The organism is Nissabacter sp. SGAir0207 (assembly GCF_005491205.1).
In the GTDB taxonomy this organism is placed as follows: domain Bacteria; phylum Pseudomonadota; class Gammaproteobacteria; order Enterobacterales; family Enterobacteriaceae; genus Chimaeribacter.
This window is the reverse complement of record NZ_CP028035.1, coordinates 1,650,145-1,672,586: the sequence shown is the minus strand read 5'-3', so window position 1 is coordinate 1,672,586 and position 22,442 is coordinate 1,650,145. Positions and strand designations below refer to the sequence as shown.

Genomic DNA, 22,442 nt, shown 5'->3' with positions numbered 1-22,442 from the left:
GCCAGACACCACTGCAGGAATATGTTATGCGATTCACGATTGTTAAGAGTAAACAGGGCCATTTTCCCCCGCAAAGCAGCTTTGACTTCCTGCCGCCCGGCGGAACCATCGGCCGCAGCGTGGACAATAACCTGGTGTTGCCTGATGAGGACCGCGCCATCTCGCGGTTGCAGGCCATCGTGCATATTTCGGCAGAGGGTGAGTGCCGCATCACCAACCGCGGCAACGTGACGCGGGTGGTGCTCAACGACATCCCGCTGGAGCGCGGTCGGCAGGTGGAGTTGCAGGATGGCGACCTGCTGGACATCGATGACTACCAGTTGCAGGTGACCGACCTGAGCCAGTCGGCCCCGCCGCCCTCCTACACCACCCCGCCCGCCGAGGCAGTGCCGCCGCAACCCGTTGCGGCCCCCCAGCCGGTCGTTGCGCCGCAGCCGGTGATTGTGCCGCCCGTGGTGCCGCAGGATCAGGCCGAGTTCGTGCAGCCCGCCGCCCCCTATGACGCGCAGGCGCAGCAGCGCGCTGAGCAGGCGTTGCTGATGCGCCAGCAGGCGATGCAGGAGGCCCCGCTGCCCACTGCCCCGGCCCCGGTGGAGACACCGCGCGCACCGGTGCGCCCCGGCCGTCTGGGCATCGATCCGGTGGGCTACACCGCGCCACCGGTGCCGCGCCACAGCAACCTGTTGCACGGTAGCCAGCAGGCGCTGGATGGCAACATGCTCGACGCGCTGCTGGAGGGGATGGGGCTGAATGACCTGCAACCGCCGCCGCGCTTCGATGAGCACCAGCTCAACGAGGTGGGCCGCCTGCTGAGCCTCTTCTCACAGGGCACCGTCGCCCTGCTCTCCTCGCGCTCGATCCTCAAGCGCGGCGTGAAGGCGGAGATGACGATGATCCTTGATGAGGCCAATAACCCGTTCAAGCTGCTGCCTTCGGGCAAAACCGTGCTGATGCAGATGTTCGGCAGCAAGATGCCGGGCTTTATGCCGCCGGAGCAGGCGGTGCGCGATGCGCTGATTGATTTGCAGGCGCACCAGCTGGGGATGATCGCTGGCATCCGCGCCATCATCTCCGCCATGCTGCAATCCTTCAACCCAGACCGGCTGGAGGAGGAGGCGCGCCGCGAGGGCAACGCGCCGCGCTTCTCGCTCTCCCCCAGCCGCAAGGGGGCGCTGTGGGATCACTTCACCCGCACTTATCAAAAGACCGCCGGTGAGGTGGAGAACGATTTCCACACGCTGTTTGGCGAGGCGTTCCTGCGCGCCTATGACGCCGAGGTCAACCAGTACAAAGATTCCCAGATCAAACCGGACGAATGATGAATATAACGATCGCCTCCACCTCGCAGCGCGGCAGCCGTGCCACCAATCAAGACCAGACCGGTGAGGTGATTGGCCAGCGCTCTGCCTGCTTTGTGGTGTGTGACGGCATCGCTGGCCTGCCCGGCGGTGAGGTGGCGGCCAGGATCGCGCGGGACGCCATTCTGGCGCAGTTTGATGGCGAGCAGCATCTGGATGCCCAGAGCATCCGCCGCTACGTGACCGGGGCCAACGCCGCCATCCGCCGTCGCCAGCGCGAAGACGCCACGCTGGCGAAGATGGGCACCACGCTGGTCAGCTTGTTCATCGATCGCGACTACTCGCTGGCCTACTGGGCGCACGCGGGCGACAGCCGACTCTACCTGTTCCGCCGTGGCTACCTGTCGGAGGTGACCACCGACCACAGTCTGGTGCAGCAGATGAAGGACGCCGGTTTCTCCACGCAGGGGATCAATGGCAACCTGCTCTACTTCGCGCTGGGGCTGGATGAGGCGCGGGACGCCAGCTACAGCGACGTGCTGCAACTGGAGGATGGCGACGTGTTCCTGCTCTGCACCGACGGCTTCTGGCACAGCTTCACCGAGGCGGAGCTGGAGCAGTCGCTGCACATGGTCAACTCGCCCAATGAGTGGATTGCGTTGATGGATCGCGCCCGGCAGAACGAAAACAACAGTGATAACTACAGTGCCATTGCCGTTTGGGTCGGCTCCCCACAGGAGACCACCCTGATGCACTCCTTTCCGGATGCCGGCCGCTTTATGCCGTCGAAACGGGGTTGAGGCTTATGTCTACCTACACACAGTCAGGGTTCGCTATGAAATTATGGATGTCAGGAGTTGTCGCCTTGCTGGCCGTGCCAGCCGCGCAGGCGCAGGATTACCGTCTGGCTTACTCGCCCAGCCTGAAGCTGGAGATCTACATCGATGACGTCAAGAGCAACCAGCCGGAAGATTGGTGCCAGCCGACGCTGCCGCTGCGGATCGTCTCGCTGGAGAGCAAAGACCCGGCGGTGCTGAACGACTTCCTGCCGCGCGTCGGCACCCTGATTGAGAAGCAGTGTACCGAGACCACCCACCTCGCCTTCACCCTGAATAATAAGGAGGGCGCACGGCTGGCACAGGGCGATGCGCTGAAGAGCGGCGAGTGGCAGCCGGTGGTGCTGCCCGATGCCGCCGCTGGCCCGGCAGTGCCCGGCGCGCCAGCCGATGGTCAGACGCCCATTACCTTCTCCCTGCCGAACGGCTGCCATATCCGCACCTTCTGGGACGCCGAACGCGACGGCAGTGCGATGTTCATCCCAAGCGGCGATAGCGTCACCTGCACCCCGGATGGCTGGATGACCGATCGCAGCGAGGTCAGCGTGACCCCCTCCGCCAGCGCCGCGCCAACGCCCCTGACCTTCTACCGCGGTTTCCCGCTCGCCAACCTCAACCCAACCAGCGCCGCGCTGGCGGTGGTGAGCGCCGACAACCGCCAGATGCTGCTCTCCAACAGTGAGAAGGCACCGGACAGCTTCCTGCTGCTGCCGTTTGACCCGGCGCTGCACGCCTGGCGCTTTGATGGCCGCGTGGTGTTGCAGATCAGCCGCAAAGAGGCCGCCGATCCGGACACGCTGAAGCAGGCGATGGGGCTGGCGCAGGCCGCCTACCTGCCGCTGCTGCCCCAGACCAGCACTGCCCTGACCTTCCTGCTAGTGGAGAAGGTCAGCCCTGAAATGCGCGACCCGGCCGCTGCGGCCTATCGTACGGTTAACTAACAGAGAAGCCACTATGTCGGGAATTGAACAGAGTCAGCGCCCCTCCAACAGCCTGCCGGTAGGCTACCGTTTCCGGGAGTTTGAGATTTTGGAGGTGATTGGCGAGGGCGGCTTCGGCATTGTCTACCGCGCCTACGATCACCAGCTGGAGCGGGTGATCGCCATCAAGGAGTACATGCCGACCAAGCTGGCGCAGCGCAACGAGGATCTGAGCGTAGGCGTGCGCAGTGACCGCTTTAGCAAGACCTTCCAGGCCGGGCTGCACAGCTTTATCCAGGAGGCACGCCTGCTGGCGCGTTTCTCCCACCCCGGCCTGCTGCATGTGTTGCGCTTCTGGGAGGAGAACGGCACCGCCTATATGGGCACCCAGTTCTATACCGGCTCCAGCCTGAAGAACCTGAAGACGCAGCAACCGGAGGTGATGGACGAGGCGTGGATCCGCCAGCTGCTGCCGCCGCTGTTCAGCGCCATCCGCACCATCCATCAGGAGGGTTACCTGCACCGCGATATCTCGCTGGACAATATCCAGATTCAGGAGAACCAGTTGCCGGTGCTGCTCGATTTTGGCTCGGCGCGCAAGGAGATTGGCAACCTCTCTGACGAGACCGAGGTGATGCTGAAGCCGGGCTTCGCGCCGATTGAGCAGTATATGGAGGAGAGCGACGGCGAGCAGGGGCCGTGGACGGACATTTACGCGCTGGGCGCGGTGCTGCATACGCTGATTGCTGACGCGCCGCCGCCGGTGAGCGTGGTGCGCAGCATTGAGGACAGTTACGTACCGCTGGTGCAGCGCCGACCCGCTGGCTATTCACTGGGGCTGTTGCAGGTGGTGGATCATGCGCTGGCGCTGAAGCCGGAGGATCGTCCGCAGTCGATTGACCAGATGGCCGCCGAGCTGGAGTTGCCGGTCACCGAGGTGAATGAGATTGCCAGTTCGCCGATGACCGCGCCAGCCGCGGTGCTGAACGCCGCCCACCCGGCCGCCGCCGCTGCGGTGCCGGTGGCGGAGGTGGTGGCTGCCAATCAGTCACGCGCCAGCCGCCCCTGGCTGGTGCTGGTAGCTGGCGGGCTGGTGCTGGCCGCCGTGGTCGCCGCCATCGCCTGGCTGGCGACCGGCTCGGGTGACGCGCAAGACCCGGCCACCGTGGATAACCGCGCCCCCGCCCCGGCCGCGCTGGCCCCGGCAACTGACAGCGGCGATGGCCCGGCGAGCAGCGCCACCGCCCCAGCCGCCCCCGGCACGCCGCTGGCGCAGGTCTATTTCCGTCTGCAACCCGATGAGCAGGTATTGCTGAACGGCCAGCCACAGGAGGTGAAGATCAACACCAGCGGCTTCGCGATGCTGTTCCTGCCGGCCGGTCACTACCAGCTGGAGATCCGCGCTGGCACCCAGCCACGCGGTAGCCAGACGCTGGAGATTGACCGGGCGGGAACATGGTTAATCGCCCCCAAGGGGGGGAGGTAAAGTTTTCAGGCATTGCGATTGCCTGTGACTTCGCTAGGCCGGAGAAGGGTTCAGGCACTCGTGGGTGCCTGTGGGCGCGCTGGGGGCGGAGTAGGGTTTCGGGCATAGCGAATGCCTGTGGCCTAGCTTAGGCCGGAGAAGGGTTTCGGTTGTTCGAGTTCCTTTTTCTGCCTGTACCCCGGAGCCTCAACCGAGCAGGGCCTGCCGGCGCGCCGGCCCTGCACCCGCGCGCTTTTGGGTGGAGTGGCTAATCATTGCCCGCTCTCGCGGGTGACCCTCGCTGCGTCTCCGGGCTTCCGGGCCGGCCCAGACGCGCTCCCGGCGCGGCTGGCCCTTTCGCGGGCGTCCTGCCCGCTCACCCGGCCCTGCGACTCCACTCGGCAATGATTTAACGCCCCCACCTCCTCTGCACGCTGTAAGTATGTGGGGAAATAGTTGGGGGTTATATTGGAAGGTGTGATGTGTCCGCTCACCCGACCCTGCGACTCCACTCGGCAATGATTCAACGCCCCCACCTCCTCTGCGCGCTGTAAGTATGTGAGGAAATAGTTGGGGGAGTTTTATTATTGGAAGGTGTGATGTGCCCGCTCACCCGGCCCTGCGACTCCACTCGGCAATGATTCAACGCCCTCACCTCCTCTGCGCGCTGTAAGTATGTGAGGAAATAGTTGGGGGAGTTTTATTATTGGAAGGTGTGATGTGCCCGCTCACCCGGCCCTGCGACTCCACTCGGCAATGATTTAACGCCCCCACCTCCTCTGCGCGCTGTGAGTATGTGAGGAAATAGTTGGGGGAGTTTTATTTTTGGAAGGTGGAATGCATTGGCTGTGGAGCTGATTGTATTTTTGTCTACGGTATACCTTAAACACCACATATCCAGTCGCATAAAACCCAGAACCCTTTAAACAGAAATAACTTCCCCATATACCACCCCCAACTATTTCCTCACATAGCCGAGAATTTGCAGAGGAGGTGGGGGCGTTAATTATTGCCGACCGAGGATTCCGGGCCGGGTGAGCGCACAGGGATGTGCGCGAAAGTGGCAGTCGCGCTGGGAGCGCGTCTGCCGCGGCCCGACAGCCCGGAAGCTGACGGAGGGAACCCGCGGTAGCGGGCAATAATTAGCCGAGGCACCCAAAGCGCGCGGGTGCAGGGCCGGCGCGCCGGCAGGCCCTGCTCGGTTGAGGCTCGGGAGCCGAAGCAGAAAAAAGAATCCGAACAACCGAAACCCTGCTCCGGCCCAGCGAGGCTAAAGATAATCACGAAAGCCAAAGCAGAAAAAGACATAAACAAACCGAAGGTTGACACGCCCGCGTGGTGCAAGGCCGGCACAGCGGAGGTCTACAGTTTTTCTACCGTAAAAGGAGATTTTTTCAAACAATGGACTTGGAGCAGGTTAATGCTGCATGTACGGCTACATCAGACAGTTTTCATTAAGCTAGCCTTGCGCATGAAATCTTATTTTCATCGGTAGGATAGTAAATCAAATTCTCCTCAGGAAGCAGGGGAATATGGCGTGTAAGCCAGTTCAGCAGGGTTTCAACGTTTTGCTTTATGGCAGAATTTTCTGGCCACACCAGATAATATCCGTCTCCGGTTGCCACAGCCTCTGGAAAAGGAAGAGTAAGCAGGCCACTTCTTATTGCCTCAGTGCTCAGAAGCAGATCACCTACAGAGACGCCATGTCCGCTCAGGGCGGCAAGATTTCCCTGTTCCAGGGTATCGAATACCTTCCCGCCACTGATACTGAGTTCCTTGAAACGCCCGGTTTTCTTGAGCCATCTGCGCCAGTCACGACGGTCTGGAGACGGATGGATAAGGTCGCAATCCGGAAGAGAATTTTGTGCGCTGATGAGCATCGCTGGAGAACAGACCGGAATAAACCACTCGCTGAACAGCAGTCGGCTCTCTGTACCCTCCCCAAAATGCCCATTACCCAGCAAGATTGCGCAGTCATAAGGCTCGCGATTGAAATCTACCTCATCTTTGTCCATCCAGACACTGGTTATCTCAATCCCTGGGGTTGTATGGTTCTTGCGAAAATCATTCAGCACGTTAAGAAGCCAACGCATGGTAAGCGTTGAGGGCGCTTTCAGGCGCAGAAACTTGCTGTGACTTCTGAAGGCATTACAGGCCCGCTCTATGCTCATAAAACCCTCGGTAAGCTGACCAGCAAGGGCACATCCCGCCTCGTTCACGCTGACACGTGGCCCATTTCGCTTGAAAAGCTCACAGTCAAACCACGCTTCAAGCGTACGAATATGCCGGCTGACCGCACCCGGCGTAATATTGAGAAATTCTGCAGCTTTACTGAATGAGTTCAACCGCGCTGCAGCTTCAAACGCGCGCAATGCATAGAGTGGTGGTAACGACATCAGATATCCCAATGTGAGTTTTACTCACATTAAGCGCGAGTTTTATCCGTTTTTCAACTGCTGTCTGTGCGTGAATAATCCTGTCCGAAAAAGTTAACGGAGGGATTCTCGTGAAAAGTATGCTTCTCAGGAACGGAGCCATTATCAGACAGTCTGATCTGATGATGATAAGCAATGATGCCAGCGACGTCTGTCCGCTAAGAGACTGGCCGATAGACGCATTTCGCGATGTCGCCGCACGGCTTAGCGACAAAGATTTTCCCTGCCTCTTTGCCCGTCATGCATGGAAATCGGAAACATTGCTATTCGGGCTGGTGAGTGAGGATAACACCACGGCGGACTTGGTGGCCGCTATGCAGAGTCTGGTGACACGGACCCATCAACTGCCGGAAGAAGACAGGCTTTACAGCCCGTTATTGCTGATTTTTGAGCGCCGCGACCTGAATTCACTTGAAGAGGCCCAGCGGTTTGGATGGCAGCAGTTGCAGAGCCTTCACGATCATGACACACACGACTGGCCATCACATATTCCGCAGAATCCTAAAGAGAGTGCGTGGTCATTTTGTTTTGGCGGCACGGAGTTCTTTTTCAATGTCAGCTGCCCCGGACACTCGCAACTCAGAAGCAGGAATCTGGGGAAACGCCCCGTCTTCATCGTTAACCCCAGAGCGCATTTCGACATTCTGGCCAGCCAGAGCGATTCTAAGGGAATAAAAATTAGGGAAAAAATCCGAACACGCGTCTGCAATTACAATAACGGTTATGTCCCTTCAGAGCTGGGTTTCTATGGTGATTCGGGCAGTCTGGAATGGAAACAGTATCAGCTAAGCGAACCCGGTGCGCTTAATCCGGTGCAGTGTCCGTTACACATACGTAAGGGAAAAATACCGCAATGAACATGACCCTTTTGAGCGCATATATTTTTTCTGTGATGATGCTGCTTCTCACCCCTGGCCCGGTTGTGGCACTCATAACCGGCACCGCTGCCCGTTATGGTTATCGAAGCGCGTTTGCCACTGCTGTCGGGACGAACGGGGCTTCCCTCATTCTGATTGCGCTGGCCACACTGATGCTGAGAGGCGTGGTTTCCCTGTCTCCTGTCTGGCTGAGCTTTCTCGGACTGGCAGGTTCTGTTTATATAGGGTATTCGGCACTACAGAATCTTTGCAGCACCCCGCAGCCGGGTGCAATGGAGAGCGGGACAGATACTCAGCGCCGGGGAAGTTTTCTGCGGGGCTTTGCTACAGGACTTTCTAATCCGAAAGACATTCTATTTTTTGTCTCATTCTTTCCTCAGTTTATTGCCGTGACACAGGATTTCACCACCAGTGTTCTGACGCTGTGTCTGGTGTGGGTAATTTTCGACTTCGCCATACTGACGCTCTACATTCTGACCGTGAGAAAATGGATGTCTGCCAGACATGGCAGGAAAATAGAGATCACGTCATCGCTTTTTTTGCTTACCGTGGCGGGGTGCGGGAGCGTTTACAACGTTTTCGAGTTAACGCATAGCCTGCATTTATGGGGTATATAACAAAGCTGAAAATATAAATAGGCCTTTAGGTTTTTTATCTGGGTGGCACCGCCGGAAGGTCAAATATTAAAGTGCATGATATCCCGTTCGTAGCGGCCAGCCATCCTGAAGACGGCTGGCCAGCGCTGCGGGAAACATGGTGTGGTAATGCGGACAACGAGGCCCTGCTCGGTTGAGGCTCCGAGGCCAAAGCAGAAAAGGAACCCAAACAACCGAAACCCTGCTCCGGCCCCAGCGCGATCACGGGCAATCGCTATGCCCGACGACCTAAGCGCGCCCACCGGCACCCAAGAGTGCCCACCCCTCAACAATGAAGAAATCAATCTGTTAGCCGCCAATGTTTCCCGGAGATTTCATTTTTCTGTCATTTTTATTCTTTACGCTGTTAGCTTCCCTACATGGACATTAACAATATGAATATAAAAGCGATTTCTCTGGTTATCGGCTGTGCGCTCTCTTCATCAACGCTGGCGGCGCAGCCGCAGGTCGAGCGCTATATCGTCAGTTTCCCCGAAGGTACGCGCGTCAACTACAACGGCGCGTTTGCCAGTGCGTTTCCAAATGGTTTGCCGATGGGGATCGGCTCCGGTTTGCTGTTTACCGGCAAGCAGGGGGATGCGTTCACCTTCGCCACCGTCACCGATCGCGGGCCGAATGCTGACTCGCCTGATATGGGTAAGAGAGAGGCAAAAATTTTCGTCACGCCAGAGTTCGCCCCGCTGCTGATGAATATTCGGGTGCAGAACGGCAAAGCGGAGGCCACGGATGTCCGGCCATTGCATGACGATAAGGGCAATATTAACGGATTGCCGCTGCAGGATGGCGTCATCGGATCAACCAATGAAATCGCGCTCAGCGATACGTTGAAAGTGCTGCATGGCGATAACCGCGGTCTGGATACGGAAGGTATTACGCCGGACGGCAAGGGAGGGTATTGGCTGTGCGATGAGTATGGCCCGTTCCTGATTAACGTTGATGCGCGCGGCAAGATCCTGACAATTCACGGGCCGCAGGCCGCTGAAGGGGAGAAATCCATCGCGGGCGGTCTGCCGAACGTTCTCAAATGGCGTCAGCCAAACCGTGGATTTGAAGGGCTCACCCGTATGCCTGACGGGCGTATCATCGCCGCGGTGCAGAGCACGCTGGATATCGACGGTAAAAGTAAAAAGCAGGCGCGCTTTACCCGCCTGCTGAGTTTTGACCCGGCGACCGGGAAAACCGCGATGTATGGTTACCCTATCGACAGTGCCGCTTACGGTAAAAACAGCGACGCAAAAATTGGCGATATCGTGGCGCTCGACAATCAGCATATCCTGCTGATTGAACAGGGCAGCGACAAAGACGATGCGATGCGCAACCTTATCTATAAGGTGGATCTTAGCCCGGCTACTGAGTTGAGCGCGTTTGATAAACCTGACGAGTATCCGGAGTTTGACGACGAGAACGCGCTGGCGCAGCGCGGCATTAAGCTCGCCGCCAAAACGCTGGTGGTCGATTTACGTCAACTCGGCTGGCAGCAAGAGAAGGCCGAAGGTCTGGCGCTGATCGACAATAAAACGCTGGCCGTCACCAATGACAATGACTTCGGCGTGAGAACGGTCATGCAAAATCCGGTTGAAGGTAAGAAGCGTAAGGATTATCGGGTGACCGAACAGGGGACGCTTACGGTAGATGATAAGCCGGTTGCAACGACCATCGGCATAAAGCCGCTGGAGAAACCTGAGTCGGACAGCGAGTTGTGGATTGTCACGCTGGCGGCACCGCTGAAATAAACACCCTCCCTACCCTCCAGGCTGCGTCCCTCAATTGCATCACTTTTTGTAAAAGAGCCGGATGCAGCCCAGTTTTGCCATCGATGGATTATTGTTTGGTCACAACGGGCTACGGGCCACACCTTATCCGCTATGAGTGAGAAGCGGACCTTGAGTAAGCAGCCTTGCAGGATTAAGACCTTACTCAAGCGAACGTAACAGGCCTATATCTTTTTTAGGAGAAGAGCCAAACAGCCTGCTGTACTCTCTGCTGAACTGTGATGGACTTTCATAACCCACTTTGTATGCGGCGCGTGTTACATCGTATTGCTCATTTAGCATCAACCGTTTTGCTTCGCTCAGTCTCAGCCATTTTTGATATTGAAGGGGACTCATCTGCGTTAGCTGTCTAAAGTGAAGATGAAATGCGGGGGTACTCATATGAACGTAAGCAGCAAGCTCATCAATTCGCACTGGTCGGAAAAAATTACATCGCAGCCAGTCAGTGGCTTTCGCAATGCGGTACGCCTGACTCTCGACAGATACTATCTGCCGGATTTTATCTGCCTGGTCGCTCATCAGCAATCGGTAGTGAATTTCACGCCGTACCAGCGGTGCAATGACAGGTATGGCTTCCGGTTCACCTAGAGTTTCAATAAGCCGCTGGACGGGTTTCAGTATTGCCGGCGTCACCGTGCCCAGCCCAAGCCCGGAACCGCCATTTTTTGACTTTTTATGGGGATGATCTGACTGGACCATAAGCTCAGCCATAATTCTTAAATCAATTTTGAAAGTGAGGCCCAGACAAGGTTTTTCCCTGCTCGCCAGCATAACTTCTCCATTTGCCGGCAGTGCCAGCGACGTGACCAGAAAACGGGATGAGTCATAAGCGAAGCTCTGATTGCCCAGCCACATTTTCTTTTCACCCTGCATCACGAAAACGACGCTGGGTTCAAGCATACATATTTCCGGCAAAGCGGGTGAATCCCGGCGAAAAAAAGAGAGGTCTTCTAATGGGGTTTTGGTTTCACCGGTTTTATGGGTATATCTGGATATTTGACCCGCAATTTCTGACGTTATGTTGTGACGTTCCGTCATAAGAAATCATCTTTTGATAGTTAAGTTATACCACGTAAATGTAACCATATGCCGTCGATATTCCTACCATAACTGACGTTGCCAATAGGATCAGGCAAGAAAAACATCGGAACGTACCTGTCACTGCCTTCCGTCCTTGTGGATGATAATTCAGGTAATTCATCCTGCCTGAGCAGCAGGATGTCATTTTACCTGGCAATAAACGTTATCAGGAGATTTATATGGTTACGCAGGCCCCTTTCATCAAACTCAACAACGGCGTGGAAATGCCTGCACTTGGTCTGGGCGTTTATCTCTCTTCGCCTCAGGAGACAGTCAGTGCGGTCGCAAGCGCAATCCAGAGTGGATATAGCCTGATCGATACAGCGAAAGCTTATCATAATGAAGCACAGGTAGGCGAAGCACTGGCAGAAAGTGATGTGCCCCGCGCTGACATGTTTATTACCACCAAGCTTTTCAATGGCGACTATGGCTTTGAATCAACCTTAAAGGCTTTCGATGAGAGTTTGAAAAAGCTGAAGCTAGATTACCTTGATCTCTATCTTCTGCACTGGCCAACTAAAAACTGGGAAGCCACGCTTCATTCCTATAAAGCGCTTGAAAAGCTCTATGCGGAAGGCCGGGTGCGCGCCATTGGCGTCTGTAACTTTATGGAAGACCAGCTGGAAGCACTGATATCACAGGCTGATGTAGTGCCAGCTGTCAATCAGGTTGAACTTCACCCTTATTTTGCGCAGAAATCTCTAGTAGCCTTTAATAAGGCTCACGACATCACTACCGAAGCATGGTCCCCGATTGGCGGCGTCAAAAACTATGGCAATTGGAATAACTATGGCGGAAGTAAAGATCCCCTGAATGAATCAGCGGTGACAGCCATTGCGCGGGCGAAGGATAAATCGCCGGCTCAGGTCATTCTTCGCTGGCACTATCAGAATGGCATTGTCGCCATCCCCAAATCCGTTAACGCCGGGCGGATTGCTGAAAATATCAACGTGTTTGACTTCTCTCTCAGCCAAAGCGAAATGCTGCAGCTTGACCATCTCGATGCAGGTCTCCGCGCTGGCCCTCATCCAAAAGACGTTGATACTACTAGCTTCTCAGAGCTGGCCTGAAAATTTAAGGAGAATGCGTTATGAAACCCGTTTATGATTTTAAAGGGCAGGTTGCCTTAGTGACCGGTGCCAGTCAGGGAATTGGTCTGGCCGCAGTGAACGCCTATGCAGCAGCAGGCGCGGCCGTTGTTCTGGTCGACCTGCAGGAAGAGAAAATTCAGGCGGTCGCGGACGAAATCAATCAGTGTGGAGGCAAAGCTTTGGCCATTGTCTGCGACGTCAGTGATGAAGCACAGATTGCCGCCGCCGTTAAAAAAGCGGTTGCGACATTTGGTCAGCTTGATATGGCATTCAATAATGCTGGCGTTCAGGCACCAGCATGTGATTTTGCAGATCAGCCATCAGATGACTTTGACCGTGTCATCGCAATCAATCTGCGTGGGATATGGGCATCAATGAAACATGAACTTAGGCAAATGCGTGCCCAGGGCTGCGGCGCTATCGTTAATATGTCTTCAGTGGGTGGACTTGTGGCTCAGGTTGACCTGGCCGCTTACAACGCGAGTAAACACGGCGTCATCGGCCTGACAAAAAGCGCGGCTCTCCGCTATGCACGTCAAAATGTACGCATTAACTGCATCTGTCCGAGTACCATTGAAACGCCGATGGTTAAAGCCATGCTTGAGACGCAGCCGGAAGCTATGGACGATATTATGCGCCTGCAGGTTATAGGCCGTCTGGGTAAGCCCGAGGAAGTCGCGCAGGCCGTTTTATGGCTGTCCAGCTCTGGCGCCTCTTTTGTTCATGGGGTCTCTCTGCCAGTAGACGGCGGCTTTACTGCAAACTAAACACGGAATTAACGCCTTCAGGTTTACTTATATTGCCGGGCGGCTTTTTTTATATAGGTTATGGCCTCACTAAAGGTGACCGAGGTAGTGGGCAGTCATGCTACCTTAATCTCGCAGCTGCGGGCGGTTGTGAATGTTAACGAACGAGCCGAGCGGGCAACCCACGGAGCCGCTTGCGACATGATCCAGCCGTCTCCCGCAAAGCGCGAGAAGAGCATCTCGCTGTAAGCGTGGCCAGTTAATCATAAATCTCGATAGGATGTAACATGACAGATAAAACGGAAAATAAAGACAGCGGCATGGCGGTAGTGCAGCGGTTATATGAGGCATTTGTTCAAGGCGATGCATCCTTGATTATGGAGCAGCTACACGAGTCCCTGGAGTGGAATGAGTCTGACAACTTCATGCTGGCTGTGGGTAACCCCTATCGAACGCCTCAGGCGGTAGCCGACGGCGTGTTCCGGCGCCTTGCAACTGAGATCCAAGATTATCAGGCAACCCCCACCGAAATCTTCGATGCAGGAGACGTAGTGGTCGCGATCGGGCGCTCCAAAGGGACCATGGTAGCAACTGGCAAGCCTTTCAACGCCCAATATGCTCATATCTGGCGAGTGCAAGATGGTAAGATCATCGGCTTTCGGCAGATTATTGATACGCACGAAGTCTGGCGGGCGCAGCAGACAAGCTAAGCGTCTATAGACAACTAACCAGGAAGTTACAAGCTGCCATAAAACTTTACTCCTCCCACTAGGGTGAGAGTGACTCAGTAGTGTCAGCTTCTGGCACAGAGCGGCCCGCTACTCCTGATACCTGATTGATGGCAACCGCGATAAATGCGCTCTCCCTTGTGCGGATAAAGCATCAGGGCAGCATATGGACTTAGTTAAGCCTCACGTATTCAATAAAGTACCTTGCTATAGGTACGTGACTTTTGAATGTAACTCACGTTGGGCTTGATCCAAGGATACGTCCATAAGTGAAAAGCGCTCTATCGGCGACGAATCTTTCGCCTTAATACCCCCCTACTATTTCCTCACATAGCCAAGGATTTGCAGAGGAGGTGGGGGCGTTAATCATTGCCGAGTGGAGTCGTAGGGCCGGGTGAGCGGGCACATCACACCTTCCAATATAAAAATTCCCCCAACTATTTCCTCACATAGCCAAGCATTTGCAGAAGTGGTGGGGGCGTTAATTATTGCCGACCGAGGATTCCGGGCCGGGTGAGCGCACAGGGATGTGCGCGAGAGTGGCAGTCGCGCTGGGAGCGCGTCTGCCGCGGCCCGACAGGCCGGAAGCTGACGGAGGGAACCCGCGGTAGCGGGCAATAATTAGCCGAGGCACCCAAAAGCGCGCGGGTGCAGGGCCGGCGCGCCGGCAGGCCCTGCTCGGTTGAGGCGCAGGAGTACAGGTAGACAAAGGAACTCGAACAACCGAAACCCTGCTCCGGCCTAAGCGAGGTCGCAGGCAATCGCAATGCCTGCTCTCAGGCTTGCCCCACCTTGGGCACATCCTCACTATTCGCCGCATCCTGCTGCAACAGGCGCACATGATCCACCAGCTCGCGCAGGCACTCGTCCTGCATATTGTGCTTCTTCAGCTCCTGCTCCAGCGCGTAGAGGTACTGGGCGTTGGTGCCAAGCGGGCCGTGGGCGCGGGCGATCAGCGGGGCGATCACTTGGTAGCAGGTATCGGCCTCAAACAGCGGGTGGGCGGCGTCCATCACGAACACCAGCGCTGTCACGCGGCTGCCATCCTCCAACACCAGCTCACACCAGGTCGGCACGTAGCAGCCGGTCACCATCTCGCGCTTCCACAGCAGCTCCAGTTCCTCCTCCAGCTTCTCCTCGGGCAGGCGGAAGGCCAGACCGGTGGTGCTGCCGCCCTCCTTCAATGCCAGCATCCGGCCCGGCTGGGCGGCGGTGCCGCGACCGGCCGTCAGCCGCAGGCAGAAGGCACGGTGCCAACCGTTCAGCGTCGCGCGCCGCACCTCTTCCGAATCGAAAATCGGGTTCCACATCAGGGAGCCGTAGCCAAAAATCCATACCGGGCTGTTGTCCGGCCGACGCGAGAGGGTACAACGCAACGACGCCAGACGTTGCTCCGGTGAGAGCAGCAGCGCCTCCTCAATCGTCCCGAAAGCCGTCTTACAATCCGCCTTCTGTAGAAAATCTCGCGTTAACACCTGTGGCTGCCCTCCTCTCTTACGACCTTGCTTATATATTTATCAGCCTGACGAATAAGGTAATCCCTTCGATTGACCGGGCTAATTAGGATAAACCTTATGCGTTTCTCGCCCGTCAATCAAGCTGGCGACAAATCACAGCACAAAAAATTATGACAATAGTACGATTGTGGGATAACAAAGCCGTTGAAAAGCCAGATAGAACCGATACCAATCACATGGGCCTATCAGAGGAATAGGTGATGGCCGGATGTTTTTTATAAGGAACGCGCAGGAGTCTGGCAGAAATGGCGGGCAGGGTCAGCAACCCTGCCCTGCCGGTTGAAAGCGCGGGTTTAATGCTTTTTGGGATGCCAGCGGTCGTCATCCCCTTTCTCATAATCATGCTTCACCGCGGCCCATGCCACTTTGTGGGCCGTCTCTTCGCGCGTGTCATCGCCGCGCCGGTCATCCTTGTCCTTGTATTGGTCCCAGGCGCTGTTAAACGCCTCTTTATAGATATCCTGCGCATGGGGCGGCAGCACGTGGCGCACGTTGTCTGGCAGATCGGTACGGGATTTAAATGGCATCAGGCTCCTCCTGTTCCAGTATCACAAGGGGCCAGCCAGTGGCTGGCGTCGTTTCAAGTGTAGAACATGCCTTGTGACTATGCTGAAACCCGCCGTTTTCCTGCTGATCCCCGTTTTTACTGCGCCACACGGCAAAAAAGTATGAATCATCTGGCAAGGGTTGCGTAGCAAGGCATAGCCGAAAATCGAGACGCAATCACTTACAGGCATACCCTCCTTAAACGGCGGTTAAACATGGGGTAATCATGGCTCGGGAAAGGAAAAAAAACCAAGGCGGTAAAATTAGGTAAATTCGCCCAAAAGGCTGACATATTTTGTTACTGTAACGCTGTTTTCCTAGGCCGGGGCTATACTTAGCGCCACGGCACCCGTTACTGCATCATCCCTTTGCCCCGGCAACATTGAAAAGGAGCATGAGAACCATGACGTCGACCGCCCCACCGGCCCGCGCCAAAACCCGCCACAGCGAGTACTCCCTGCTGCTGCCGCTGCTCGCCCTCGGTATCCTTACCCTCTGGGGGAATACCACCGCCCTGCCCGCGCTGGCTGGCATCAATTTGGTGGCGCTGGTCGGCATCCTTGCCAGCGCCTTTAGCGTGGTGCGCCACGCGGATGTGCTGGCGCACCGGCTGGGCGAGCCGTATGGCTCGCTGATCCTTAGCCTGTCGGTGGTGATTCTGGAGGTCAGCCTCATCTCGGCGCTGATGGCGACCGGCGATGCCGCCCCGGCGCTGATGCGTGACACCCTCTTCTCCATCCTGATGATCGTCACCAGCGGGCTGGTGGGCGTCTCGCTGCTGCTCGGCGGGCGCAAGTTCGCGACCCAGTATGTCAATCTGGGCGGCATCAAGCAGTACCTGATGGCCATCTTTCCGCTGGCGATCATCGTACTGGTGCTGCCAGCGGTACTGCCGGAGGGCAACTACAACACCACACAGGCGTTGATGGTGGCGGGCATCTCCGCCGCGATGTATGGCGTGTTCCTGCTGATCCAGACCAAGACCCACCAGAGCCTGTTTGTCTATGAGCATGAGGACGAGGGGGATGACCCGCACCACGGCAAGCCCTCGGCGCACAGCAGCCTGTGGCACGCGGTCTGGCTGGTGGTGCATCTGGTGGCGGTGATTGCCGTGACCAAGGTCAATGCCACGCCGCTGGAGAATCTGTTGCAGACGCTCAACGCACCGGCACAGTTCACCGGCTTTTTGGTGGCGCTGCTGATCCTCTCACCGGAGGGGCTGGGCGCGCTGCGGGCGGTGCTCAATAATCAGGTGCAGCGGGCGATGAACCTGTTCTTCGGCTCGGTGCTGGCGACCATCTCCCTGACGGTACCGGCGGTGACGCTGATTGCCACCCTGACCGGCCAGCAGCTTATCTTTGGGCTGGAGGGGCCACACATCGTGGTGATGCTGGCGGTATTGATGCTCTGCCAGGTCTCCTTCTCCACCGGCCGCACCAATGTGCTGAACGGCACCGCCCACCTGGCGCTGTTCCTCGCCTACCTGATGGTGATCATGCTGTAATAAAAAAAGGCCGCGCAGTGCGGCCTTGCTATCAGGGTCTGTTGGGGTTACGGCCTGCCCGGCAGGCCGACAGAGTGTCAGGTATACGCATTGAGCGTGCGTTGGCAGAGCGCCGAGCGCACGCAGTCCTCTTTGGTGAAGCGGATAATGCCGATCATCTCATCCTCCTCGAAACGCTCCAGCGCATCGCTTAGCCCGGACTTGACGCCGCGCGGCAGGTCACACTGGGTGATATCGCCGTTGACGATCACGGTGACGTTCTCCCCCAGCCGCGTCAGGAACATCTTCATCTGGCTGGCGGTGACGTTCTGCGCCTCATCCAGAATCACCACCGCGTTCTCGAAGGTGCGCCCACGCATATAGGCAAACGGGGCGATCTCCACCTTGCCAATCTCTGGCCGCAGGCAGTACTGCATGAACGACGAGCCGAGGCGGCGCAGCAGGATGTCATACACCGGGCGGAAATAGGGGGCGAACTTCTCCGCCACATCACCGGGCAGGAAGCCGAGATCCTCATCGGCCTGCAACACCGGACGGGTGACAATGATCCGGTCCACTTCTTTATGAATCAGGGCTTCGGCGGCCTTAGCCGCGCTAATAAAGGTTTTCCCACAGCCGGCCTCGCCCGTGGCGAAGATCAGCTGTTTGTTCTCTATGGCTGATAAGTAATGACCTTGAGCTTCCGTACGCGCCTCGATGGTCGAGGTGTCCCGACTGTCGCGCGCCATGCCGATGGATTCTACCCCGCCCATTTGGACCAGGGAGGTTACCGACTCCTCCTCACGCTGCCGGTGGCTGCGTGCGTCACGCCGGATAACACGTTTCGCTTCACGACGAGCTTTGATCACTGCTTTCTGTCTTCCCATAGTGGCACCTTACAGTTTGTTTCACCTACCGTTGCGGCTGTGCAGCACCGCAGACGAATACTCTGACAACAGGTTTCACATACAGATGAGGTTGGTCCCCTTTAAGACCGCATTAGCCAATGACAATGGCGACGGGTAGCTGTCTGGCAAGGCGATGGCCCGGCCGGAACGGCGTGCGCCATGAAGAGAGGTTGCCAGGCTGGCAACATTTTCCAATTTTGGTATGACGCAAGAGACGCTGGTTGGTTGGTAGAGTGGGAGGTTGTGCCGAAAATGGCGGTGGCGCGGCATTCGCCCTCGAGACGACGAGTAGAAGAGAAAGTGTTTGATGGTAAACCTAACAGCCCATTCATGGACTTCCGCATCAGCGCTCCTCGCAGTCAGGACAGGCAGTGACGCCCGCACCGGCTTTTTCGGTTAGCTGCCACCGGTTGGTGGGCAACTAATTTGAGTATAACGACACTTTATGACTCCGTGTTACAGCAATGTAAATATTTAACTACAAATAAGTCAAGTGCTTATTTTTTGCGCTTTCCAATCAACCCACTGCCTTCCTCACCGATAAGAAATGCATAAAACAGGCCGCCTTGGGCGACCGGTTTACTCAAGCGGGGCTAACTGTTAACGGCGTCACGTTTTTAGCAGCGCCTCGCCCAATATTTGCCCCTCGCGCACACCGGGCAGCGCGAAGAAGTAGCCGCCGCCGATCGGCCGGACATACTCCTCCAGCGCCTCGCCATTCAGCCGCCGCTGCACCGCCAAAAAGCCCTGCTCCAGATCGTGCTGGTAGCAGATGAACAGCAACCCCATCTCCAGCTGCCCGGAGGCGCTGATGCCCTGCGAGTAGCTGTAGCCGCGCCGCAGCATCAGGCTGCTGGCACTCTCCGGCATGCGCGGGTTCGCCAGCCGGATATGGGCGTCCAGCGGGATCACCTGCCCCTGCGGGTCGGCGCGGTAGTCGGGCACGTCATGCTCCTGCGCCATGCCGAGCGGCGCGCCGCTGAGCTTGTGGCGGCCAAAGATCGCCTCCTGCTCCTGCAACGGCGTGCGATCCCAGGACTCCACGTGGAAACGGATGATGCGCACCGCCTGATAGCTGCCGCCCACCGCCCACGCCGGTTCGCCCTGTTCCTCCGTTACCCAGATCGCCTGTTCCATCAGCGCCGCGTTGCGGGTGTCGGGGTTGGCGGTGCCATCCTTGAAGCCGAGCAAATTGATCGGCGTCTCCTGGCTGCGCGCCGCGTGGGGCGAGATAAAGCCCTCGCGCCGCCAGCGCACCGCCAGCAGATCCGGCGTGTGCTTGATGATGTCACGCAAGGCGTGGATCACCGTGTCACTGCTGTTGGCGCAAATCTGCAACAAGAGGTCGCCGTGGCACTGGGCGGCGTCCAGCGAATCGTTGGGAAAGCGCGTCATCCGTTGCAGGTGCAGCGGTTTCTGCGCCGCCAGCCCAAAGCGCTCGTCAAACAGCGCGTGGCCGACGGAGAGCGTCATCGTCAGGTTGTCCGGGCTGATGCGCGCGCCAAGGATGCCGGAGTCCAGGGGCGGCAGTTTCGGATCGGCCGCCGGTGCTTCGCCCCCTTGCGTGAGGAAGGCAATACGCGCGGTGAGCAGCGCGAACAGGCGGCGCAGATCCTCACGGTTGCTGGCCAGCACATCAAAGGCCACCAGCATTGCCGACGCCTGCTGTGGCGTCAGGATGCCGGACTGGTGGACGCCATAGAAGGGCTGGCGCATCTCACGCGCGTCAGGCGGCAGCACGCCGGGGGCGGCCGGCGGCTCGGCACGCGCCGGGCCACGAAGCGCCAACGCGCCGCCCAGCGCCCCCATCCCCAGCAGCAAGCGCCGCCGGGCTGGCTGGTGCCCGCCGAACGGGCAACCGCCGCCCGCCGCGCCGGTGGTTTTGCTCATCGTGATGGCCTCAATCCAGACCCAGCACGCCGCGCAGCGTGGAGAGATCTTCCGCCAGCGCGGTGATCGGCCCCTTCATGGCGTTGCGGTCGGCATCGGTCAGCTTCTCATAGGAGGCAAAGCCGTTGGCGGTGCGGTACTTCGCCAGCAGGCCATCCACCTTGGCAAAGTTGCCGTCGATTTTTGCCAGCAACGCCGGATCGGCCTTCACCAGCAGCGGGCGCAGCAAGTTGACGATCTTCTGTGCGCCATCAATGTTCGCCTGAAAATCCCACAGGTCGGTGCGGCTGTAGCGATCTTCCTCACCGCTGATCTTGCTGGCGGCAATCTCTTCCACCAGCCCGGCCGCGCCACCCACCACCTTGGAGGGCGGGAAGGTCAGCTCGCTGATGCGGGTTTGCAGCGCGCGGGTATCCGCCAGCAGACGATCGGCGAAGGGCGCGCCGCCCTGCGTGGTGTTGTCGCCAAACAGGATCTTCTCCAGACGGTGGAAGCCGGTGAACGCCGGGTCTGCCGCCTTCTGCTCAAAGTCATCCTCACGCGCGTCGATGCTGCCGTCGAGATCAGAGAACAGCTCGGCAATCGGCTCGATGCGCTCGTAGTGCTGGCGCGTCGGGGCATAGAGCGCCCGCGCCTGCGCCAGATCGCCGCGCTTCACCGCCTCGGTGAAGGCTTGGGTCTGGATCACCAGTTGCCCCACCTCGCCCATCACATACACCTTATACTCGGCGAGCGGGCCAATCAGCGCGGCGGCATCCGGCTTGGCCGCGGCCGCCCCGGCGGTGACCGTCAGCTTGCCCTTCGGGTTGCTGAGCAGGCCGCAGGTCATGTCATACTCGCCCGGCTCGAGGGTGGCGGTCATCTTCTGGGTGAAGCCCGGCGCGATGTTCTCGCGCTCCTCCACCACCATCACCCCTTGCAGGATCTCCCACTCCAGCGCCTTCTGGCTGGCATTGCGCACGATAAACTGGGTTTTGCCCGCCGGCACGGTGAGCTGCATCGGCTCACACTGCTTGTCGGTGACAGTAACGTTGACCTGCCGCAGGTCGGCGGCCAGTGCGGTGGTGCTGAGGGCACAGGCTGGCAGCGCCAGCAGGGCCAAATTGAGCGCGCGGCGCAGGGCAAAACGGGACAAGGTGGACATCACAGGCACTCCCTGAAAAAAGTCATCAAATTACGCCCGGCCACGGGTGGCCGTCGGCGTGCGGTGGTAAGGCAGAAAGAAGAGGATCAAGGCCGGGATCAGGTAGGCGAAGTAGACCACCACCTCACTGACGGTCGGGGACTCCTGATAACCAAATATCCCCTCCAGCAGGGTGCCGCCCAGCGAGTGGGTGGAGAGCACGCCGCTCAGATCCCAGGCCAGCGACTGGAAGCCATTCCACAGCCCGGCCTCGTGGAAGGCACGGATCGCGCCAGCCGCCAGCCCGGCGGCCACCAGCAGAATGAACAGGCCGCTCCACTTGAAGAAGCGCGCCAGATTGAGCCGCACGCCGCCCCAGTAGATCAGCGCGCCCAGCAACATGGCGCAGGCCAGCCCCAGCAGCGCGCCAGCCGGGGCCGCCGCGCCGACATCCTGTTGGAAGGCGGCGAGCAGGAAGAACACCGACTCCAGCCCCTCGCGCGCCACGGCAAAGAACACCATCGCCACCAGCGCCCACGCCTGCGCGCGGCTGCTGGCATGTTTGCTGAGCGCCTGATCGATCGCCTGCTCCAGTTGCCCCTTGACGGAGCGCGACGCCTTGCGCATCCAGAACACCATGTAGGTCAGCATCGCCACCGCGACCACCGCCACCAGCCCCTCAAACAGCTCCTGCTGCTTCTGCGGGAATTCGCCGGTGGTGGCGTTGATCGCCATGCCCAGCGCCAGACAGAGCGCCGCGGCCAGCCCAATGCCCAGCCACACCACGCCCAGCCAACGGCGGCGGCCGGTGCGTGCCAGATAGCCGGCAATCAAACTGACAATCAAGGCGGCTTCCAGCCCTTCGCGGAACATAATCAGAAATGGCACAAACATCGCGGCTTACCCCAAGGGTGCGACGCCCGGCAGGGCAGTCTGTAAAGTTAGGTAAAAGAAAACGAGAGTGATTATCATTCCAAAAAAAAGAAAAGCAAGGGGGGAGGACGGGAGAATTTGCACGGCGGTGAGGCGCGCCGCTGTTGCCGCGGGAAAAGCACAAGGCCCCGCAGGGG

At 58.2% G+C, this 22,442-nt stretch carries 19 protein-coding genes and 1 pseudogene; 12 read left to right on the top strand and 8 right to left on the bottom strand.

Annotated features, from left to right (window positions below):
- Positions 1-26 precede the first annotated feature (26 nt).
- From tagH to C1N62_RS07160, 4 genes are read left to right on the top strand one after another with little or no spacing between them, the layout of a single operon-like run.
- Positions 27-1,319, top strand: coding sequence for a type VI secretion system-associated FHA domain protein TagH (tagH, locus tag C1N62_RS07175; protein ID WP_137762979.1), 1,293 nt, complete (start codon positions 27-29; stop codon positions 1,317-1,319).
- Entirely contained in the window at positions 1,319-2,098 is a 780-nt protein-coding gene (locus tag C1N62_RS07170; protein WP_137762978.1) for a PP2C family serine/threonine-protein phosphatase, read from the top strand. Before tagH ends, C1N62_RS07170 begins: the two co-directional genes overlap by 1 nt.
- Positions 2,099-2,145: 47 nt before the next feature.
- The gene (locus C1N62_RS07165; RefSeq protein ID WP_240775748.1) at positions 2,146-3,075 is read left to right on the top strand and encodes a type VI secretion system-associated protein; all 930 of its coding nucleotides are present in this window, start codon (positions 2,146-2,148) and stop codon (positions 3,073-3,075) included.
- Positions 3,076-3,088: 13 nt separating this feature from the next.
- Positions 3,089-4,540 carry a serine/threonine-protein kinase gene (locus C1N62_RS07160; protein ID WP_137762976.1) on the top strand — a complete coding sequence of 484 codons (1,452 nt, stop codon included), beginning with the start codon at positions 3,089-3,091 and terminating at the stop codon, positions 4,538-4,540.
- Between the two features lie 1,433 nt (positions 4,541-5,973).
- Here the strand turns inward: C1N62_RS07160 and C1N62_RS07155 are convergent.
- On the bottom strand, positions 5,974-6,915 hold the full coding sequence (locus tag C1N62_RS07155) for a LysR substrate-binding domain-containing protein (RefSeq protein WP_137762975.1): 942 nt from the start codon (positions 6,913-6,915) through the stop codon (positions 5,974-5,976).
- 119 nt (positions 6,916-7,034) lie between these two features.
- Between C1N62_RS07155 and C1N62_RS07150 the strand changes: the two genes are divergently transcribed.
- From C1N62_RS07150 to C1N62_RS07135, 4 genes and pseudogenes are all read left to right on the top strand, one after another.
- Positions 7,035-7,811, top strand: a complete 777-nt coding sequence (locus tag C1N62_RS07150) for a YqcI/YcgG family protein (protein WP_137764939.1) — start codon at positions 7,035-7,037, stop codon at positions 7,809-7,811.
- The gene (locus C1N62_RS07145) at positions 7,808-8,449 is read left to right on the top strand and encodes a LysE family translocator (RefSeq protein WP_137762974.1); all 642 of its coding nucleotides are present in this window, start codon (positions 7,808-7,810) and stop codon (positions 8,447-8,449) included. The genes C1N62_RS07150 and C1N62_RS07145 overlap by 4 nt, the downstream gene beginning before the upstream one ends.
- A gap of 38 nt (positions 8,450-8,487) precedes the next feature.
- A pseudogene (locus C1N62_RS07140) lies at positions 8,488-8,604 on the top strand (DUF1543 domain-containing protein); the annotation flags it as partial.
- Between the two features lie 258 nt (positions 8,605-8,862).
- On the top strand, positions 8,863-10,221 hold the full coding sequence (locus C1N62_RS07135; RefSeq protein WP_137764938.1) for an esterase-like activity of phytase family protein: 1,359 nt from the start codon (positions 8,863-8,865) through the stop codon (positions 10,219-10,221).
- Positions 10,222-10,401: 180 nt separating this feature from the next.
- On the opposite strand, the gene C1N62_RS07130 is transcribed toward C1N62_RS07135, so the two are convergent.
- Entirely contained in the window at positions 10,402-11,298 is an 897-nt protein-coding gene (locus C1N62_RS07130) for an AraC family transcriptional regulator (protein WP_137762973.1), read from the bottom strand.
- A 221-nt stretch (positions 11,299-11,519) separates the two neighbouring features.
- Between C1N62_RS07130 and C1N62_RS07125 the strand changes: the two genes are divergently transcribed.
- The 3 genes from C1N62_RS07125 (at position 11,520) to C1N62_RS07115 (ending at position 13,887) form a co-directional block, all read left to right on the top strand.
- The gene (locus tag C1N62_RS07125; protein ID WP_137762972.1) at positions 11,520-12,410 is read left to right on the top strand and encodes an aldo/keto reductase; all 891 of its coding nucleotides are present in this window, start codon (positions 11,520-11,522) and stop codon (positions 12,408-12,410) included.
- 20 nt (positions 12,411-12,430) lie between these two features.
- Positions 12,431-13,198, top strand: a complete 768-nt coding sequence (locus C1N62_RS07120; RefSeq protein ID WP_137762971.1) for a glucose 1-dehydrogenase — start codon at positions 12,431-12,433, stop codon at positions 13,196-13,198.
- Positions 13,199-13,464: 266 nt separating this feature from the next.
- Positions 13,465-13,887 carry a nuclear transport factor 2 family protein gene (locus tag C1N62_RS07115; RefSeq protein WP_137762970.1) on the top strand — a complete coding sequence of 141 codons (423 nt, stop codon included), beginning with the start codon at positions 13,465-13,467 and terminating at the stop codon, positions 13,885-13,887.
- Between the two features lie 794 nt (positions 13,888-14,681).
- Here C1N62_RS07115 and C1N62_RS07110 read toward each other — a convergent pair.
- Positions 14,682-15,380 carry a gamma-glutamylcyclotransferase gene (locus C1N62_RS07110; RefSeq protein WP_137762969.1) on the bottom strand — a complete coding sequence of 233 codons (699 nt, stop codon included), beginning with the start codon at positions 15,378-15,380 and terminating at the stop codon, positions 14,682-14,684.
- Positions 15,381-15,715: 335 nt separating this feature from the next.
- Positions 15,716-15,949 (bottom strand): putative cation transport regulator ChaB, encoded by a 234-nt coding sequence (gene chaB / locus C1N62_RS07105; protein WP_137762968.1) that lies wholly within the window; start codon positions 15,947-15,949, stop codon positions 15,716-15,718.
- A gap of 422 nt (positions 15,950-16,371) precedes the next feature.
- Here chaB and chaA point away from each other — a divergent pair, with 422 nt between their 5' ends.
- Complete coding sequence (gene chaA, locus C1N62_RS07100) at positions 16,372-17,472, top strand: sodium-potassium/proton antiporter ChaA (protein WP_137762967.1); 1,101 nt, start codon at positions 16,372-16,374, stop codon at positions 17,470-17,472.
- A 77-nt stretch (positions 17,473-17,549) separates the two neighbouring features.
- On the opposite strand, the gene phoH is transcribed toward chaA, so the two are convergent.
- The 4 genes from phoH to efeU all read right to left on the bottom strand — a co-directional run bounded on the left by phoH (position 17,550) and on the right by efeU (position 22,266).
- The gene (phoH, locus tag C1N62_RS07095; protein ID WP_137762966.1) at positions 17,550-18,338 is read right to left on the bottom strand and encodes a phosphate starvation-inducible protein PhoH; all 789 of its coding nucleotides are present in this window, start codon (positions 18,336-18,338) and stop codon (positions 17,550-17,552) included.
- A 630-nt stretch (positions 18,339-18,968) separates the two neighbouring features.
- Positions 18,969-20,249: an iron uptake transporter deferrochelatase/peroxidase subunit gene (gene efeB / locus C1N62_RS07090; RefSeq protein ID WP_137762965.1), complete on the bottom strand. Its 1,281-nt coding sequence runs from the start codon at positions 20,247-20,249 to the stop codon at positions 18,969-18,971.
- A 10-nt stretch (positions 20,250-20,259) separates the two neighbouring features.
- Positions 20,260-21,393 carry an iron uptake system protein EfeO gene (gene efeO / locus C1N62_RS07085; RefSeq protein WP_168195830.1) on the bottom strand — a complete coding sequence of 378 codons (1,134 nt, stop codon included), beginning with the start codon at positions 21,391-21,393 and terminating at the stop codon, positions 20,260-20,262.
- A gap of 30 nt (positions 21,394-21,423) precedes the next feature.
- Entirely contained in the window at positions 21,424-22,266 is an 843-nt protein-coding gene (gene efeU / locus C1N62_RS07080) for an iron uptake transporter permease EfeU (RefSeq protein ID WP_137762964.1), read from the bottom strand.
- Between the last annotated feature and the right edge of the window lie 176 nt (positions 22,267-22,442).